16 protein-coding genes and 1 pseudogene are annotated in these 17,136 nt (G+C 63.8%); 5 read left to right on the top strand and 12 right to left on the bottom strand.

The window, feature by feature from the left end:
• Positions 1 to 17 precede the first annotated feature (17 nt).
• A complete protein-coding gene (gene erm, locus HMPREF3097_RS03570) occupies positions 18 to 872 on the top strand; it encodes a 23S ribosomal RNA methyltransferase Erm (protein WP_070517629.1) in 855 nt (284 codons plus the stop codon).
• Positions 873 to 942: 70 nt separating this feature from the next.
• Here the strand turns inward: erm and HMPREF3097_RS09870 are convergent, their stop codons facing one another.
• The 5 genes and pseudogenes from HMPREF3097_RS09870 to HMPREF3097_RS03545 all read right to left on the bottom strand — a co-directional run bounded on the left by HMPREF3097_RS09870 (position 943) and on the right by HMPREF3097_RS03545 (position 5,144).
• Positions 943 to 1,296: a type IIL restriction-modification enzyme MmeI gene (locus HMPREF3097_RS09870; protein ID WP_016423158.1), complete on the bottom strand. Its 354-nt coding sequence runs from the start codon at positions 1,294 to 1,296 to the stop codon at positions 943 to 945.
• A gap of 641 nt (positions 1,297 to 1,937) precedes the next feature.
• A complete protein-coding gene (locus tag HMPREF3097_RS03560) occupies positions 1,938 to 3,830 on the bottom strand; it encodes a heavy metal translocating P-type ATPase (RefSeq protein ID WP_070761001.1) in 1,893 nt (630 codons plus the stop codon).
• A complete protein-coding gene (locus HMPREF3097_RS03555; protein ID WP_070760998.1) occupies positions 3,827 to 4,186 on the bottom strand; it encodes a Cd(II)/Pb(II)-sensing metalloregulatory transcriptional regulator CmtR in 360 nt (119 codons plus the stop codon). The genes HMPREF3097_RS03560 and HMPREF3097_RS03555 overlap by 4 nt, the downstream gene beginning before the upstream one ends.
• A gap of 127 nt (positions 4,187 to 4,313) precedes the next feature.
• Positions 4,314 to 4,442, bottom strand: a pseudogene (locus HMPREF3097_RS03550) (alkane 1-monooxygenase); the annotation flags it as partial.
• A gap of 159 nt (positions 4,443 to 4,601) precedes the next feature.
• Positions 4,602 to 5,144: a DUF488 domain-containing protein gene (locus tag HMPREF3097_RS03545; RefSeq protein WP_070760994.1), complete on the bottom strand. Its 543-nt coding sequence runs from the start codon at positions 5,142 to 5,144 to the stop codon at positions 4,602 to 4,604.
• 121 nt (positions 5,145 to 5,265) lie between these two features.
• Between HMPREF3097_RS03545 and HMPREF3097_RS03540 the strand changes: the two genes are divergently transcribed.
• Entirely contained in the window at positions 5,266 to 5,706 is a 441-nt protein-coding gene (locus HMPREF3097_RS03540) for a YtoQ family protein (RefSeq protein ID WP_070760992.1), read from the top strand.
• Positions 5,707 to 5,734: 28 nt separating this feature from the next.
• On the opposite strand, the gene HMPREF3097_RS03535 is transcribed toward HMPREF3097_RS03540, so the two are convergent.
• Both HMPREF3097_RS03535 and HMPREF3097_RS03530 read right to left on the bottom strand, forming a co-directional pair.
• A complete protein-coding gene (locus tag HMPREF3097_RS03535) occupies positions 5,735 to 6,769 on the bottom strand; it encodes a sensor histidine kinase (RefSeq protein ID WP_070760990.1) in 1,035 nt (344 codons plus the stop codon).
• Positions 6,766 to 7,434 (bottom strand): response regulator transcription factor, encoded by a 669-nt coding sequence (locus tag HMPREF3097_RS03530; protein WP_070761033.1) that lies wholly within the window; start codon positions 7,432 to 7,434, stop codon positions 6,766 to 6,768. The genes HMPREF3097_RS03535 and HMPREF3097_RS03530 overlap by 4 nt, the downstream gene beginning before the upstream one ends.
• 82 nt (positions 7,435 to 7,516) lie before the next feature.
• Here HMPREF3097_RS03530 and HMPREF3097_RS03525 point away from each other — a divergent pair, with 82 nt between their 5' ends.
• The 3 genes from HMPREF3097_RS03525 to HMPREF3097_RS03515 all read left to right on the top strand — a co-directional run bounded on the left by HMPREF3097_RS03525 (position 7,517) and on the right by HMPREF3097_RS03515 (position 9,825).
• A complete protein-coding gene (locus HMPREF3097_RS03525) occupies positions 7,517 to 8,404 on the top strand; it encodes a DUF418 domain-containing protein (RefSeq protein WP_070760988.1) in 888 nt (295 codons plus the stop codon).
• Complete coding sequence (locus HMPREF3097_RS03520; RefSeq protein ID WP_070760986.1) at positions 8,385 to 9,266, top strand: trypsin-like serine protease; 882 nt, start codon at positions 8,385 to 8,387, stop codon at positions 9,264 to 9,266. The genes HMPREF3097_RS03525 and HMPREF3097_RS03520 overlap by 20 nt, the downstream gene beginning before the upstream one ends.
• Before the next feature lie 154 nt (positions 9,267 to 9,420).
• On the top strand, positions 9,421 to 9,825 hold the full coding sequence (locus tag HMPREF3097_RS03515; RefSeq protein ID WP_070760984.1) for a cupin domain-containing protein: 405 nt from the start codon (positions 9,421 to 9,423) through the stop codon (positions 9,823 to 9,825).
• A gap of 138 nt (positions 9,826 to 9,963) precedes the next feature.
• Here the strand turns inward: HMPREF3097_RS03515 and HMPREF3097_RS03510 are convergent, their stop codons facing one another.
• The 5 genes from HMPREF3097_RS03510 to HMPREF3097_RS03490 all read right to left on the bottom strand — a co-directional run bounded on the left by HMPREF3097_RS03510 (position 9,964) and on the right by HMPREF3097_RS03490 (position 17,095).
• Positions 9,964 to 11,331 carry a YkvI family membrane protein gene (locus HMPREF3097_RS03510; RefSeq protein WP_070760982.1) on the bottom strand — a complete coding sequence of 456 codons (1,368 nt, stop codon included), beginning with the start codon at positions 11,329 to 11,331 and terminating at the stop codon, positions 9,964 to 9,966.
• A gap of 30 nt (positions 11,332 to 11,361) precedes the next feature.
• Complete coding sequence (locus HMPREF3097_RS03505) at positions 11,362 to 13,110, bottom strand: thiamine pyrophosphate-dependent enzyme (RefSeq protein ID WP_070760980.1); 1,749 nt, start codon at positions 13,108 to 13,110, stop codon at positions 11,362 to 11,364.
• A gap of 188 nt (positions 13,111 to 13,298) precedes the next feature.
• Entirely contained in the window at positions 13,299 to 15,152 is a 1,854-nt protein-coding gene (locus HMPREF3097_RS03500) for a heavy metal translocating P-type ATPase (RefSeq protein ID WP_070760978.1), read from the bottom strand.
• Between the two features lie 133 nt (positions 15,153 to 15,285).
• Entirely contained in the window at positions 15,286 to 16,161 is an 876-nt protein-coding gene (locus tag HMPREF3097_RS03495; protein WP_012359902.1) for a patatin-like phospholipase family protein, read from the bottom strand.
• 7 nt (positions 16,162 to 16,168) lie between these two features.
• Positions 16,169 to 17,095: a DUF808 domain-containing protein gene (locus HMPREF3097_RS03490; RefSeq protein WP_070760976.1), complete on the bottom strand. Its 927-nt coding sequence runs from the start codon at positions 17,093 to 17,095 to the stop codon at positions 16,169 to 16,171.
• Between the last annotated feature and the right edge of the window lie 41 nt (positions 17,096 to 17,136).

Genomic DNA, 17,136 nt, shown 5'->3' with positions numbered 1-17,136 from the left:
TCCAAGGAGCACACCTGATGTCTGCATACGGATACGGCCGTCACGAGCATGGCCAAAATTTTCTCACAGACCACAAGATCATCAACTCCATCGTCGATCTTGTGAAACAAACCTCCGGCCCCATCATTGAGATCGGGCCAGGAAGCGGTGCCCTCACTCACCCGATGGCCCACTTGGGGAGGGCGATAACGGCAGTTGAGGTAGACGCAAAACTAGCTGCCAAACTCACAAAAAAGACCGCCTCGGCGGCGGTCGAAGTGGTCCATGATGATTTCCTTAACTTCCGGTTACCCGCCACTCCCTGCGTCATTGTGGGAAACATTCCCTTTCACCTCACCACTGCCATTCTTCGAAAGTTGTTGCATGCGCCGGCATGGACTGACGCTGTACTCCTCATGCAGTGGGAAGTCGCTCGCCGCCGGGCCGGGGTAGGTGCAAGCACGATGATGACGGCTCAGTGGTCCCCATGGTTCACGTTTCACCTTGGTTCCCGAGTACCAAGGTCTGCTTTCCGGCCACAGCCAAACGTTGACGGGGGGATCTTAGTGATCCGCCGGGTGGGTGACCCGAAGATTCCGATAGAGCAGCGCAAAGCCTTTCAGGCGATGGTGCACACCGTTTTCACTGCCCGGGGACGCGGGATAGGGGAAATTCTCCGAAGGGCAGGGTTGTTTTCATCACGTTCAGAGACACAATCATGGTTGCGCTCGCGAGGAATCGACCCCGCGACCCTACCTCCCAGATTGCACACCAGCGACTGGATCGATCTCTTCCAGGTGACTGGTTCCTCTCTACCTCACCATCGGCCCATTTCACCATCGGGAAGTAGTCAACGACCTCCTCAACGGAAAAATCGAGGCCGGCGGCGGTAATCCCCCCACCACCAAAACCGAAATCCACCAGTAGTAGTGAACGACCCATGTTCGTCTACCGTGAGCCGCGTTATGGCAGTGACGTGTTCTCGTCGGGCACAGTCATAGTTCCCGGCGTTGCCAGCGACAGGGTTCTACACCCAGCAGCGGGACCGATCAAAATCACCCGCACGGGGAACGACCCTGCTGGTGGTTTCGATTTTGATGAAAGCGAGGAGACATAGCCCCTCGCCAACTCCCCGTAGCTGGCGAACAGTAGCTCCTGGCGCTGGCGCTCGTTGGTGAGTTTGCGTGCCACATCGAAAGCCTTATCGACTTCCCGGTCCAAGTTGTTGTGAGCCTTGAGCAGAATTGGGTCCATCGATAACGGGTTGTAGTGCTCCGCGAGTGACCGCTGGGGGTGCCGCTCGCGTGCCCGCAGCACCAACTGTCCAGCGTCGATGATTCGCTGCTGCGCCTTCTCATCTAGTTCACACAGAGCTGGTCCGCAGTTGTAGCTCCCGATGTACTCCGAAAAACGGAAAAAATAAATAGTGGGGATACATCAACCTTCCACTTTCCATTCTTCCGGCTCAGAGTATTGAGGGGTCTGGGACCGGGTCCGTAAACCCTTTATGTTTTTCGCGCACAGCGGTTTTTAGCGACGCACCCTATAGGTTTTCCGCAGAACTTATATGTGTTTCTGTGCACCCCATATGTTGTCTGTTTTAGCGGTATTTCGTTGTTAATTCCGCACGCGCGCATCAAATGGTTATTTATCGACGACACTCCGTCGAGTTCAAGTTCAACGTGTAACGCGAGGCGTTAATGACGTTTCGCGTTATTGGGGGTAGGTTGAAGAGCGCTGTCTCTAACTCGGGTTTTCGTTCGGCCTCGGTCCATTCCGCTACCTCGTGTGAAGAATCTGCAAGCGGTATCGAACCGTTGAACTATTAGGTTCCCCCACAGTTCCCGTGCCTGCACGCATCGAGAAGGACCAGGTGGTGAACTCGAATGACTCGCCTGGTCCAACGTGTGTGCGCTCGGCGCGTGGTTTAACCCTTATAAGACTTGCCGGTCACAGCCTCAGCGTTTCGCTCGTGCAGCCCGCAGGCCGTTCAAGATCACGATGACTTCGGCGACTTCGTGTACCAACACGACGGCGGCCAAGCCCAGTACACCGCTGATCGCCAGTGGCATCAACACGATGATGATGGCCAGAGACAGCACGATGTTTTGGTTGATGATCCTGCTGCCTCGGCGGGCGTGCTGCAGCGCCTGCGGGATCAGCCGGAGGTCGTGGCCAGTGAAGGCGACGTCAGCGGACTCGATCGCGGCGTCAGAGCCGGTTGCTCCCATCGCAATGCCCACCGTTGCGCCCGCCAGTGCCGGCGCGTCGTTGATGCCGTCGCCGATCATCGCCGTCGGCGTCTTGGAGGAGAGTTCGGCGACGATGCTTGCCTTGTCCTCCGGTCGCAGCTCGGCGCGCACGTCGTCGATTCCGGCGATTTCAGCCAGCGCCCGGGCGGTGCGAGTGTTATCGCCGGTGAGCATGCTCACTTCCACGTCGTTGTCGTGCAGGGACTGCACGGCATCGGGCACCTCGGGCCGCAACTCGTCGCGCACCCCGATCGCCCCGGCGAGAGCGTCATCGACGGTGACAAGGACACAGGTCTGGCCCTCGGACTCCATGCGCTCAACGTCTGCCTTTAGTGGCCCGGCGTCGATCCACCGGGGGCTGCCCACCAGCACCCGTCGACCTTCGACGGTGCCGCCGATGCCATGTCCGGCTTCCTCGCTGATGTCCTGGGCAGCGGGCGCTTCGGGCACCGCTGCCGCGATCGCCGCAGCGAGGGGGTGCGTCGATTGCTGCTCAACTGCCGCCGCGAAAGCAAGCACCTGAGCCCGATCGAATCCGTCTGCCGGGACCACGTCGGTAACCTCGGGCTGGTTGCGGCTAAGGGTTCCGGTCTTGTCCACCGCCAGGTGGCGGATGCCGCCGAGTCGCTCGAACGCCGCGCCGGATTTGATGACCACGCCGAACTGGCTGGCCGCGCCGATCGCGGCCACGACCGTCAGCGGCACCGAAATTGCCAGCGCACACGGCGATGCTGCGACCAGGACCACCAACGCGCGGGTGATCCACGTCTCGGGGTCGCCCAGCAGCGAGCCAATCACGCCGACCAGCACCGCCAGGATCATCACCCCGGGCACTAGGGGTTGGGCAATCCGGTCGGCGATCCGGGCGCGGTCGCCCTTTTCCGCCTGCGCCTGCTCGACCAGGTCCACGAGTGTGGTCAGCGAGTTGTCCGTTCCAGCTGCGGTCGTCTCGACCTCCAGCACGCCGGCGGAGTTGATTGCTCCCGCGGCCACCTCGTCGCCGGCCGCAACCTCCTCCGGAATGGATTCTCCGGTGATCGCTGAGGTGTCAAGGCTGGAGCGCCCAGACCGAATGATGCCATCCGTGGCGATCCGCTCTCCGGGGCGCACGAGCATCAGCTCGCCAGCCACGAGATCCTTCGCTGCGACCTCGACCGTCGTACCGTCGCGCAGCACCGTCGCGGTCTGCGGTACCAATTTCAACAGTGCCCGCAGTCCGCCCTGGGCCCGGTCCATCGCCTTGTCTTCCAGTGCCTCGGCGATCGAGTACAGGAACGCTAGCGCCGCCGCCTCTCCGACATAACCGAGGATTACCGCGCCGACCGCGCTGATCGTCATCAGCAAACCAATGCCGAGCTTGCGCTTCGTGGCAAGGTTCCGGATAGCGCCGGGCGTGAACGTATACGCCCCTAGCAGCAGGCCGATCCAGAACAGAACTGTCGCGGGTGTCTCTAGTCCGGACCAGTCCAGCGCCAGGCCTATACCGAGGGCTACGCCAGAGAAGATCGGCAGTAGCAACTCGGCGTCCTTCCACCATGGCCGATCGAAATCTTCGATCTCCGTGGCTGGTTCGTGTTCGCATCCACATGCTGAACTCATGCGTCCACTCCTTTTCCGTCGCAGCCGGGCACCGAGCACTCAGGGTCGATGCACGGGGCGTTTTCGTCGACAGCCAACGTCGCGTTCACTAGCGCGTTGAGCGCTGTCGCGAGGTGCCGATCGGCGATTTCGTAGCGTGTCTTGCGGCCCTCCGGCTCGGCGACGACGATGCCGCAGTCACGCAAGCAGGTCAGGTGGTTCGAGACGTTCGAGCGGGACAGGTCCAGGTCGCGCGAAAGCACGGCCGGGTAGCCCGGGCCGTCGAGTAGGGTCATCAGGATTCTGGAGCGCGTCGGATCCGCCATGGCTCGGCCGAGCCGGTTCATGACGTCGAGGCGTGAAGCAATAGTCAGCATGTGCTGAACTATACAGCAATTACTGAACTATTCAACATGCACTGAACTGACATTGAAGCAAAGAGCTTGCGACCTGCAGGAATTAGTCGATGGGATAGCCGGTAACTGGGTCTTCGTGATTCGGCTGCTAACCCAACGCGGGGGCGACATGCGTGGCGAAGTTGTCCAAGATCTTCACGTTGACGTCCACGCCCATCCCGGTGGGGATGGTGATGAGCAAGGTGTCGGCGGACATGATGGCGGCGTCGGCTTTGAGCGTGCTGTCCGCTGGTGTGCCTCCGATGCTGCTGCTCATAAGGTGGCGGGCGCCCATGAATACAAGGCGTAGGTTGCGCCTGAGGTCAGGCCGAGGAGGATGCCGTGGCTGACTGAGGCGTAGTCCGAGTTTCCGCACCCCTGGCCTCTGGTGTACGCGCTAGCCCCGCTCGGGGTAGCGCACGAGGAGGTCGTTGCCGATGACTGCGCCGTCGTTGAGCGTTGCCTCGCTCGCCTTCGCCCCGTCCGCACCCACCCCCATGATGTGTTCAACTTCGTCACCGTGGGCGATGAGGTGGTCGGCGATGATGCGCCGGTGGCAGCGCCACCACACCGCCTCGGAGCACATGATCGCGGTGGGGGTTTCGGCGGCGTTCACCCGTAGCTGCGAGAGCGCGTCCGAGAACTCCTCGCCCAGCGCATGGTCGGCGTAATTGTGGAAGCTGCGGTTACGCCAGTTGCCGTTAACCTCAAACGGCACCGAGTGGGATACGTTGCGCCGCCCGGTGAGGCCCTCGCTTCTGCTGTAAGTGATGCCACATGTGGGAAGGTGTTCGGCAAGGTGGTCGTCGTTGAACCACGGGTACTTCCTGGACCCGGGCAGCTTGCGCACATCCACGATGGATGCCACACCGGCAGCCTTGATCATTTCAGCGAAGTCCTCGAACTCGAGGTTGGAGTGGCCCACGGTGTAAATGCGCATGTCGCCAATGCTACGCGCCAAGCGATTACACTTACATCGGCTTCACGAATGAGAAGGTGACTTTGCGACGACACGTCGTAAACTTCAAGGTCAACGTCAAAAACCGTAAGGAGAAAAGGCCTTGAGCTTCAACGCGTACCTGTCCGGCGAGATCCACACCGACTGGCGCGAAGAGATCCAGCGCGGCGCGGAGGCCGCCGGGCTCGACGTCGTATTCACCGCGCCGGTGACCGACCACCCCGCCAGCGACGCAGCCGGCGACCACCTGGGCGAGGCACCCGCGGGCTTTTGGCGCGATCACCAGTCCTCGAAGGTGAACTCCATCCGCACCCGCACTCTGATCGAGAAGGCTGACATGGTCGTCGTCCGCTTCGGGGACCAGTACAAGCAGTGGAATGCCGCCTTCGACGCGGGTTACTGCGCGGCACTGGACAAGCCTTATGTCACGCTGCATGGCGAGGATATCGTCCACCCGCTCAAGGAAGTCGACGCCGCCGCGCAGGCGTGGTGCACCACCACCGACCAGGTCGTGGAGATCCTGCGTTACGTACTCGAGGCCTAAGAGAAAGCCCGAAAGCGGCGCTGTTCTATCAAGCAGGCAGCCGCAGCGTCACGGCGAGCCCACCTTCGGCCCGCGGCGTCAGTTCCACCGAACCGCCGTGGGCCTTCGCAATTGCATCGACGATCGCCAGCCCCAGGCCCTGACCGGCCCCCGAGGTCCGCTGCGCCCGGGCGAAGGGCTCCACCCACGTGCGAACCTCCGCCGCGTCCAACTGCGGGCCATCCGACTCCACGGTAATCTCCGCGTTCCGCCCCACCTGTGCCACCGTCATGGACGGATCCTCACCGTGGGTGATCCCGTTGCGCACCATGTTCTCCACCGCCTGACGCACCAGGGTGGGGGAGGCAGCCACCGTGACCGCTTCCGCTGTCACCGCCACGCCCTGCCCACGACCGATGTCACGGCACAGCGCGGCCAGATCCAGCTCCTGGCGATCGCGGACGTCCACGTTCGCCAGCTGCAGCAGGGCAGCCACGGTATCGGCCGCCCGCGCGTTGACCTCGCGCACGCGGCCCAAGGTGTCCCGCAGTACCTGCTCATCGCCGCTGGCTAGTGCCACATCAGCCATCGTCTGGATCGTCGCGATTGGTGTCTTCAGCTCGTGGGAGGCGTTCGATGCGAAGCGGCGTTGCCGCTCGAGGGCATCCGCCAGCTCGTCGAGCATCGCATTCAGCGCATCCGCCAACTCGCCCACCTCGTCATCAGGGCCCTGGTGGCTGATGCGGGCACTCAAGTCACCCCGGGTGACGGTCGCGGCGTCGTCCGCAAAATCCCGAAGCGGCTTAATCACGAGCCCAGCCACGAACCAACCGATCACCCCAGCGACCGCGGTGAGCAGCGCCAACACAGTCAGGGAGGCCACCAGCACACGGCGCAGAACCTCATCGGCGATCGGCACCGCCCCGTCGATGACCAGCCCCTCATCCGGCGTCGGGATTTGGGCCATGAAGGGGACCGGAGTGAGCTTCAAATACGCATACACCAGCCCGATCAGCGCCAACCCCACGCCCAAGACGGTGCCTAAGAACAGCACGGTGATCCGTGCCCGCAAGCTCAACTTCATCGCGGCGCCTCCGCCACGTAGTAACCAGCACCTGCCACGGTGTGCACGATGCGCGGCTCGCCCAGCTTCTTGCGCAGGTGAGAGACCGTCACGCGCGGGGAGTTGGTGAATGGGTCGGCATTCTCATCCCACGCCTCCGCGAGCAGATCCTCAGCGGAGATCACCCCGCCGGCTGCCTCCATGAGGACCTCCAGCACCGCAAACTCCTTCGGGCTCAAGGGCACCGGCGCTCCATCCCGGGTGACCTCGCGGCGGAAGGTATCCAGCCGCACGTCGCCGCACCGGTAGACCTCGCCGCGCACCGGCAGGTTTCGCTTAGCTAGCGCATTAACCCGTGCGATGAGCTCCGGGACCTCGAAGGGCTTGGGTAGGTAATCATCCACGCCGAGGTCGAAGCCCTCCAGCCGGTCGTCCAGGGTGCCCGAGGCGGTCAGCATGATCACCCTCGTCGCAGGGTGGGCATCGACGACCCAGCGGCAGATGTCGTCGCCGTGGATGCCAGGCAGGTCGCGGTCCAGGACGACGACGTCGGGCCGGATATCGTCGATTGACGAGCGCGCGGTGGCACCGTCGTAGACCGCAGTGGCCTGCATGTTTGCGCTGTTCAGCGCGGTGCAAATGGCGTCGGCGAGGTAGCTTTCGTCGTCGACGACGAGAACGCGGATTGTCATGGCACCGATCGTAACGGCACGGGTGTTGTGCCCGCGTTAACGTCCCCGCAACATCGGCCTGCGTACCGTTCACGCTATGCAGAACCGAAACGTTGGTATCGACGTCGCGCGGGCAGTTGCGCTCGTCGGCATGATGGTCGCCCACCTGACCTACCTGGATGGCGTGGCTGTCCAGGTGTTCTACGGCTTCCCGGCCGCACTGTTTGCTTTCATCTCCGGGGTGTCGATGGGTTACATGCGGGCACGTCCTGTTCAGATCATCGTGCGCGGGCTGTGCCTGATTGCCCTGCACTTCGCGCTTGCCCCGTTCACCGGGGAGGTGTTCGTGGTGCTCGGGACCATCGGACTCTGCATGGCGTTGCTTGCCTGGGCGCCGCGTTGGAGCTCGCCCGTGCTCCTGTGGCTGGCCTGCGTGCTGGCCTTTGCATCGGCGGTCCTGGCCTCCACTGCGACGGTGTTGATTCCCGCCTTCTGGCCCTACTCGCCGTTGATGTGGGGAGCGCTGATGATCGCCGGGATGCTCTTCCGGCGGCACATGCTCACGCGCCAGCGCCTTGTTCTTGGCCTCGTGGTTGGGCTGGGACTGTTCGCCGTGGACCTCGCACTTCGCTGGTACACCATGCTGCCCGAGTTTTTCGACGTCGGCGGCCACACCGGTGGCTTGGGCGACATCATCGGAAGCATCGGGGCGTCGGTGGGCATCTGCTCGCTGTGCTGCCTGCTGCAGCGCTGGATCGGCTGGCTCGCACCGCTGGGCCGCATGCCGCTCACGATCTACTGCATCCACGTGCTCACGGCGGATCGGCTGGCACCGGAGTGGTTCGGCTTCTGGGTCAGCCTGGGCGGCGCCATTGCCATCTCTTATGCGTGGCTCGCGGTGTTTGACCGTGGGCCGCTGGAAACTCTGCTTCGCCGCATCACCGCGGTATTTGGAAAGGATAAAAATGAAGAAGTTCGCAGCTAGTGTGGCCACCGGGGTGGTCGCAGCAGGAGCACTCGCCATCGCACCAGCCAGTGCCATGGAGAGCAAGACCTTCGCCGGGGACACCGAGGAGGCAAAGCCGGTCGTCTCCGTCCGTGTCGATGATTCTGACCCTGACGAGGGCGTGTGCACCGGCACCGCCATCGACGCCCACTGGGTGATCACGGCCCGTCACTGCATCGATGCGGCCGCCAAGCCGGGCGGTTCGGTGCGCATCGGCCAGGGCGATGAGCAGCGGGTGTACAAGGTCGACCGTCACGAGGTTGCCCCACGCGGGGACATCGCCCTGCTCCACACTGAGCAGGAGATCAACCTGGAGACCTTCGCTGAGGTCGCGGATGAGGTGCCCACCGGGGACGTGAACATCTACGGCTGGTCCTCCGACGGCTCCGGTGGCTCCACGAAGCTCCCGTCCGCCAAGGCTAAGGTCCGCGGCGACTCGCCGCTCGCGCTCTACGAGGCCCCGAAGGCCCTCGACGTTGCCCTGAAGGACGGCGCGCGCATCCAGCCGGGCGACTCCGGTGGCGCGATCTTCGCCGATGGCAAGGTCGCCGGCATCATGTCCGCCGGTCTGTTCGAGGACCCGGAGAACCCGACGGAGGAGGAGATGACCTCGAACGCCGCTGTCTCTGTCGCACCGGTGGCGGAGCAGGCCGACTGGATCCGCGGGATCATCGGTGATGATGCGAAGAGCGGCGACCAGAAGGAAGATTCCAGCGAACCTGCAGCCGCGGCGTCCTCGGAGGACTCCGGGAACACCGCGCGCAACGTCGGCATTGGCGCGGGCGTCGTCGTCCTCGTTGTGGCTGGCGCCTGGCTGCTGCTGCGCCGCCGCGGGGCCTAAAGCCTGCCTAGCCGCCTGCCTGGCGTGCTGCCATCTCACCCGGGCGGGCCTGCATGATTGCGCCTACAATTGAGGCGTAGCCGTTTGACCACGGATTACGGTTGGCTCAGCCGAGACCGACTAAGCCAAAGAAACTCGAGGACAAGGAGTAGTCATGGCAGAGACACGCGATCAGGGCCCGAAGCCGTTCGTCGTCGATATCGAGAAGGAAACCCTCGATAACGAGACCTTCCGCACCGCCCTGTGGACCGGTGAGCAGTTCCAGGTCACCGTGATGAGCATCCCGGTGGGCGGGGACGTCGGCCTCGAGGTTCACACCAAGGAGGACCAGTTCCTGCGCCTCGAGTCCGGCCGTGGCCGCGTCGAGATGGGCCCATCCAAGGATGAGGTGACCTTCACCGAGGAGGTCTCCGCCGACTGGGCAGTCATCGTTCCGAAGGGGACCTGGCACAACATCATCAATATTGGTGATGAGCCGATGAAGCTCTACAGCATCTACGCCCCGCCGCACCACGCTCACGGCACCGTCCACCAGACCCAGGCGGACGACGTCGACTAAAAACCTTCAGCCCCCAAGGTCAGACAAAGCGCCCCGCCGACAGGCTGGGCGCTTTTGTTGTCTTGTTATCGTGAAGCTTCCCTTCCATCCCCCTGGGAGCCGATTGGGCTCCAGAGCACGGGGCTGGCCGCGCTGGTCCTAGCTCTGTTTCGGTGCGTCCGCTGCAGCGTCAGGGGACTGATCCGACGCGCCCGTGGCGTGCTGTGCCGCGTAGCGCTCGTCGTACTCCTCGAGCTTGTCCAGCATCTCCTGGTGCTGAGCAGCCTCCGGGGAGTCCTCGTATTCGCCCTCACCCTCGTGCTGCTGCTCCAACTCATCCTGCAGCTTCTCACGGAAGCGCTCATTCTCCGGCGCGGTACCGCGGATCAGTGTTGCGATGCGGCGCAGGTCACGGGTGGACGCCTTGGCCGGAGCCGTGGCGTACTTCCAGATGCGGGAGCGGGCCTTGCCCTCTGCCTCGATGCGGCTGGCCGTCTTGAAGCGCCACAGGATCAACGCGCCCACGATGACCATGCCGATCCAGCCCAGGATCGGGAAGACGATGTTGACCAGGTCGCCGAAGCCCACGAAGCTCACGCCGAAGCCGACCAGCACACCCAGCAGATACACCGGGCGGTAGGCCTCCGGCTTCTTGGCGGTCAGGCGGCGTCCCAGGGCATAGAACATGCCCAGGGCTGTGTTGAAAACCATGAACACCACGACCACGCTGGCGAAGTGGCTGAACCACGGTGCGATGTGCGTCGTCAGTGCCAGGATCGGGACGTCGGAGCCGAGGACCAGTGGGGCGGCCAGCAGCAGCATGATGACTTCAATGACCACCATGGTGCTGTAGATCAGCCCACCCAGCAGGCCACCGCGGATCGCGTTCTGCATGTTGGCGCTATCGCCACCGATGACCAGGATCATGCTGATGCCGGTGGCCAGCGTCATGCCCGTGTAGTTCAGCGCGGAGAGCCACCATGGCCGCACTGGGGACTCGTTTTGTGCTCCGATGGCAGCCAGCTCCGTGAAAGAGCCGTCCGGTTTATTCAGCAGCACCCACACGAAGACGATGAGGATTACCACGACGATCAGGGGCGTCGCTCCGCCGATGATCGTCGAGACGCGGTCCACGTCCAACAAACCCACCAGGGCGATGATGATCGTCAGGCTCAGGGCGCCGATCCAGGGCTGAATGCCCCATTGCTGCTCGACGACGGCCCCGGCGCCGGCGATCATGATGAAGCCAATCGCGAATTGGGTGACGGTCGCTCCCGCATCCATCACCTTGGAGATGATCGGGTGCGAGATGCGGTTGAATACGGAGGAGTGCTCCTCGGCGAGGAAGAAACTTCCCGCCGTCATCGCCACGATCGCGGCACCGGCGGTGGTGATGGCTGCGACGAGCACACCCCACACACCCATCGTGCCGAAGCTGACGAAGTACTGGGTAACTTCCTTGCCGGTTGCGAAGCCAGCGCCGACCAGTAGCCCGACGAGCGCCAACCCAATTTTGATGCTTCTCATTCTTAACTTTTCCCTTGAAGGTGCTTCCCGCTACTTCCGGAAGTTCACATCCGGAAGGAGCTCTAGCGCCTTCGCCCGGGCGAAACCATAAACCTGGGAGGGTTCGATTTCGCCCGGCACCGACACCTCGTCGGGGTTGGTGAGAACTTCGACCAGGTAGGGCTTGGGGGAGTGCACCGCAGTGCGCAGGGCTTCGGCCAGTTCCTCTGGCTCGGAGACCTGCACCGCCTCCAGGCCCATGGCACGGCCAAGTTCAGCGAAGTCTGGATTATCCAAATCAGTACCGTACTCCGGAAGGCCGACCTGTTCCATTTCCAGCTTCACCATGCCGAGTTTCGTGTTGTTGAAAACCACGACGGTGATAGGCAAATCGTAGGTCACCGCGGTGCGCAGATCGCCCGCCAACATCATGAGCCCACCATCGCCGGCCATGGCCACGACCTGGCGATCCGGGTACTCTGCCTGCGCGCCCAGCGCCATCGGCAAGGCGTTGGCCATCGAACCCAAATTATAAGAACCGATGAGGCGCCGGGTGCCACGCATCGGCAGCAGCCGGGAGGGCCACACCGTCGACATTCCGGTATCCGAGGTGAAGATCGCATCGTCGGCGCAGACCTCGTCCAGCGCGGTGGCCACACCCTCCGGGCGGATCCGCTTGCTGGGGTTATCGCCCAGCGAACGCAGTTTGCCGAGCAGCGTTTCATCGAAGTGCGGGTTAGCGAGCTTCTTCTGCCCGTCCAGCCAGCGCTCGTAGCGCTTACGCAGCCCTTCTGCCCAGTCCTTCGCATCCTTTTCGACGCCGGCGCTGCGCAGCGCGCCGATCAGCAGGCGGAGGCTTTCGGTGGCGTCACCGACCAGGGCGACGTCGATCTGGGCGCGGCGACCGATGTGGCTGGCGTTGATATCCAGCTGGATCATCTGCTTGCCGGAGGGGATCCACTCCCGGTAGGGGAAGTCCGTGCCGATCATGAAGATCGTGTCGGATTCCTCCATGGCCTTAATCGCCGCCGGGTTACCAATCAGCCCTGATTGGCCGAGCTGCCATGGGTTCTCGTCTTCAAGGAACTCCTTGCCCTTAAGCGTCAACACCATCGGGGAGTCCAGGATTTCGGCCAGCTCCAGCAGCTCCTCGCGGGAGTTCTGCGCCCCGCGGCCGACCAGCAGCGAGACCTTCTCCGCCGACTGCAAGGCGTTGACCGCCTCGCCGATCCGGTCGGCAGACGGGGTAGACCCCGCGGGCTTCGGCGCGAAGCGTGGGGTGGTGGCCTCCTTGGGCAGGGTCAGGCCGCCCACGTCGGCGGGGATGCTCAGAACCGCCACGCCACTCTGGGCGATCGCGGCGTTCACGGCCTGCTCGAAGAGGTAGGGCATCTGCTCGGCGGTGGTAACCGTCGCGGTGAAGACGGAGACGTCGTCGAAGAGGCGGTCGTTGTTGACCTCCTGGAAGAAGTTCGTCCCGATGGAGGCCTGCGGGACCTGGCCCACGATGGCAAGCACCGGGGCGTGGGACTTCTGAGCATCATAAAGCCCGTTGAGCAGGTGGATCGCGCCGGGTCCGACGGTGCCCATGACCACCCCGAGCTCACCGGTGAGCTGGGCCTGCGCGGAGGCGGCGAAGGCGCCGGCCTCTTCGTGGCGCACACCAATCCAGTCGATGCGATCCTCGCGCCGGATTGCGTCCGTAATGGGGTTGAGGGCATCGCCCACCACGCCCCAGACCTTGGAGACCCCGTGCTCGGCCAGAGCCTTAACCATCATTTCGCCGACTGTCATAGCCATGGGTTCAATCGCTCCTCGAATTCAGACCTAAGTTTCTGTTTTTTAAAGAAGCAGTTGCGGCTGGTTGCCGGTCCGGGGCGACCAGCCACAGTGGTGCCCTTTGAGTCCCACTGTAACGGCCGGGTCAGAAGCCTGCAGAGCGTGCGCAGCGCCCCAGCATGAGGGCAGGCGAGGAGTGAGCGGTGTGGCTAGCGCTGCGCGGAACCCTCGAGATTGGCCACTGGCGCCTGTAGCGCCCGCAGCGCGTACAGGATCGCCGCGAGGTCCACGACCTCCTGCAACAGGGCGCCCGCGACCGCCGGGATGTACCCGAATGCCGCCACCAGCATCAGCCCCACCGAGAGCGCGATACCGATGATGATCGCGGTCTTGGCGGTCCGCAGTGTGTGCCGAGCGACCTCGATCGCCTCGGCCAGGGGAGCGAGGCTGTCCTTCAGAATGACGGCGTCCGCGGCCTCGCCGGCCGCCGTCGTTCCCCGCACGCCCAGGGCGATGCCGACGTCTGCCGCGGCGAGCACTGGGGCGTCATTGATGCCGTCGCCGACCATCATCGTCGGGTGGGGAGCGAGGTTGCCCGCCAGCTCCACCTTGTCTTTCGGCAGCAGCCCGGCGTGGACCTCGTTGATTCCCAGTTTTTCGGCGACGGCCGTCGCCGTCGGCTCTGCATCACCGGTGAGGATCGCGAGCTTGCCGACACCCTGGTTGCGTAGCCAGCGAATCAACGCACCCGCTTCCGGGCGTACCTGGTCGGCCATGTGTAGCGAACCCGCGAACTGGCCGTCGATCGCGACATTGGCGACCGTCTCCCCGGATAGCACCTCCGCCGCACGCGCCCCCGGGTCGATCTGCTGGATGAAGCTCAGCTTGCCGACCCGGACCTGGTGCCGACCGACCTCGGCAGCCACACCATTCGTGGCGATTTCTTCGAAATCCGTGGCAGTAGGGACGGTGACCCCACGGGCCTCGGCGGCCTGCATGATCCCCTCGGCGAGCGCGTGGGTGGAGCCGCGCTCCGCTGCCACAGCGAGAGCCAGAACTTGGTCTTCCTGCCAGCCATTGCTGGTATCGATGTGCTCCAGTTGCGGCCGGCCCGACGTGAGGGTGCCGGTCTTGTCGAAAGCGGCGGAGCGCACCGTGGCGAGCTGTTCCAGCACGCCACCGCCTTTGACCACCATGCCCCGCTCAGAGGCGCGCGACAGCCCACCCAGGAAGGCCACGGGGGCTGCGATGATCAGCGGACACGGGGTGGCCAGCACGAGCACCTCGGCGAAGCGGGTGGCGTCCTGAGCGATGAACGCCGCCACCGCGGCGAGGAGAACGGCGAAGACCGTGAATGGGAGCGCGAAACGGTCGGCGATGCGCACGACCGGGGCCTTTTCCTCGCGGGCCGTGGCCACCAGGTCGATGATCCGTTGGTATTGAGAATCCGCGGCCACCCGATCCGCCCGCAGACGAAGGGCCGCCTGGCCAGCCAGGGAGCCAGACATCACCTCGTCGCCGGTGTGCTTATCGACGCTGAGGGGCTCGCCGGTCAGCGCGGACTCGTCCACGCTGGCGTGTTCGGAAAGCAGCGTGCCGTCCACTGGGATCTGCTCGGCTGGGCGGACCAGGATGACGTCCCCGACCGCGATGTCCGACACCGCGATCTTCTCGACCTCGTCGGAATCCGCCGAGAGCAGGCGGAGCGCGTGCTGTGGGGCGCGGTTGAGAAGATTCGTGAGGTTGCGCTCCGCGCGGGCCTGCGCGTAATCCTCCAAGGCCTCGCCTCCGGTGATCATGAGGAGGATGATCAGGCCCGCGACATACTCACCGACCAGCAAGGTGGCCGTCATCGACACGACGGCGAGGATATCCAGGCCGGTGTGCCCGCGCAGCAGGTCGCGGATCATGTCCGCACCCACCCAGAGGATGACCGCCACGATGAATACTGAGGCGAGCCACTGTGCGGCGACTGGCTGCTCCATCAGCCGGAGCGCGCCCGTCGTGGCCAGGACTACCAGCGCGAGGTAGACCAGCCAGTAGCGTTGGAGATTTTTAAGCATACGCACATATTCGCCTATTAATGCGCGTTTCGATAGCAAGGATAGCCTATCTGAACTGCGGTTATGCTGGGCTTCGGAAAGCTGAGGCTCGGCGGTCAGCCCCGGGTTCTTCAGGCCATTTCTGCGCAGCGGACTAATCCCGCAGGAACTCCAACCACCGGGGGAGCTCGCGCATCGTCTGCTGCATCCCCAGCGCGTAATTTCGTCGCAGCGCGCGTACCTTGCGCTCGGTGCTGGTGACCATCATGTTCTCCGGGTAGAAGATCATGGCCTTGCCCTGGCGCTCCAGCTCGGTCATTTGCTCCCGCACCGCGTTATAACGCTCGTGTCTCGTCAATGCGGCCTCCGCCACCGCCGGGTACTTGCGGTTGAACAGGCGAACGAGCTGTGGAGACCCCATCGCCGGGCGCGTGTAGTTGCGAGGTTTCGTTGCCAGAATCAAGAATTTATCGAAGCCGGCCTCGATCGCATTCGGCAGCACGAGGCCACCCGTGTCACCCAGCGCACCGTCCACGTAGGGCACCCCGTCGATGATGGTCGTCGGCATCAGGGCGGGGATCGTCGAGCTAGCCCGAACCTGTTTCATCAGGTCGCCGTCGTTGTGCTGGTCACCGCGACCCCAGGAGACCGTTTCTCCCGTGTCGGCCCGCAACGCGCTGATCGAAAAGGGGGTGTCGTCCGCGAAGAAGGTCTCGAAATCGAAGGGGATCGATGCGTTCGGCAGCGCTGCCTGCTCGTAGATGAAGTCCGAATTGAAGTAGCCGTTGCCCCGCATGAAGGACGACATCCCGCCCGCCGTGGGGTGGGCAGGCAGGGTGATGAAGCTCTCGCGGGCGCGCAGCCGGTCGCCGGAGAGGAAGTTCACGGTGTGCGAGGCACCTGCGCTCACCCCGCCGACCCAGCCGAACTTCACCTCATGGGCGAGTAGCTGATCGATGCAGGCCGCGGTGTAGCTATTACGCATGCCACCGCCTTCCAGGACGAGGGCAACGTTTCTTGCATCCAGCATGTTTTCCCTACTTCTTCTTTATCGACGTCGCGATCGCCTTGCACACAGCGACGATGCCAAGCACGATGAACCCGGCGACGAGCCCAAACCCGAGGCTACACAGGGTTTCCGCGGTCCAGGAGGCGAAACCTCCCCAGGATTCGACGGCACCGCTCGCAGCTGCGGCGACCTCGTGTGGCCAATGCCAGCCGAGCTCGTCGAAGCCGGAGAGCAGGATGTGCCCGCCCACCCAGAGCATCGCGAAGGTGCCGATCACCGCGATGGTGTTCAGTATCTTCGGCATCGCCGTGACCAGGCCCCGGCCGAAGCGGGCGGCCGTGGGTTTGTCGGTGGCGATGAGCCGCAGCCCGATATCGTCGATTTTCACCAGCAGGCCCACGAAGCCGTAGACACCGAGCGTGATCGCTAGGGCGACGATGATGAGGATGAGGGTGCGGTTGAAGAAGGGTTCGGTGGCCACCTCGTTCAGCGAGATGACCATGATCTCCGCCGAGAGGATGAAGTCCGTGAGGATCGCCTGCTTTACCAGCGCGTCCTCCTCGACGACCTCTTCGCTCTCGGCGTCGTGATGGGCGACGATTCCGAGCTTCTCGGCGACCTTCTCCGCCCCCTCGAAGGAGAGATAGAACCCGCCCACCATCAACAGGGGCATCAGCGCCCACGGGGCGAGCCAGCTCAGCAGCAGCGCCAGCGGCAGGATGATCACGAGCTTGTTGAACAGTGAGCCCCGCCCGATGCGGAAGATGATCGGCAGCTCGCGGGCAGGGGTCACGCCCTGGACGAACTTTGGGGTCACCGCGGCGTCGTCGACCACCACTCCCGCGGCCTTCGCGCTCGTGCGTCCGGCGGCCGCAGCGACGTCATCCACCGTGGCCGCGGCCTTCTTCGCGATCAGCGCAACGTCATCCAAGAGGGCGGCGAGTCCACCTGCCATAGTCTGGTTGTAGCCTTTCGGTTCTGAGGCGGGGCACAGTC

Origin of the sequence: Corynebacterium sp. HMSC27B11 (assembly GCF_001815985.1) — a bacterium.
Classification (GTDB): domain Bacteria; phylum Actinomycetota; class Actinomycetes; order Mycobacteriales; family Mycobacteriaceae; genus Corynebacterium.
Note: the sequence above shows the minus strand (reverse complement) of the source record. Positions and strands in the feature narration are given on the sequence as shown.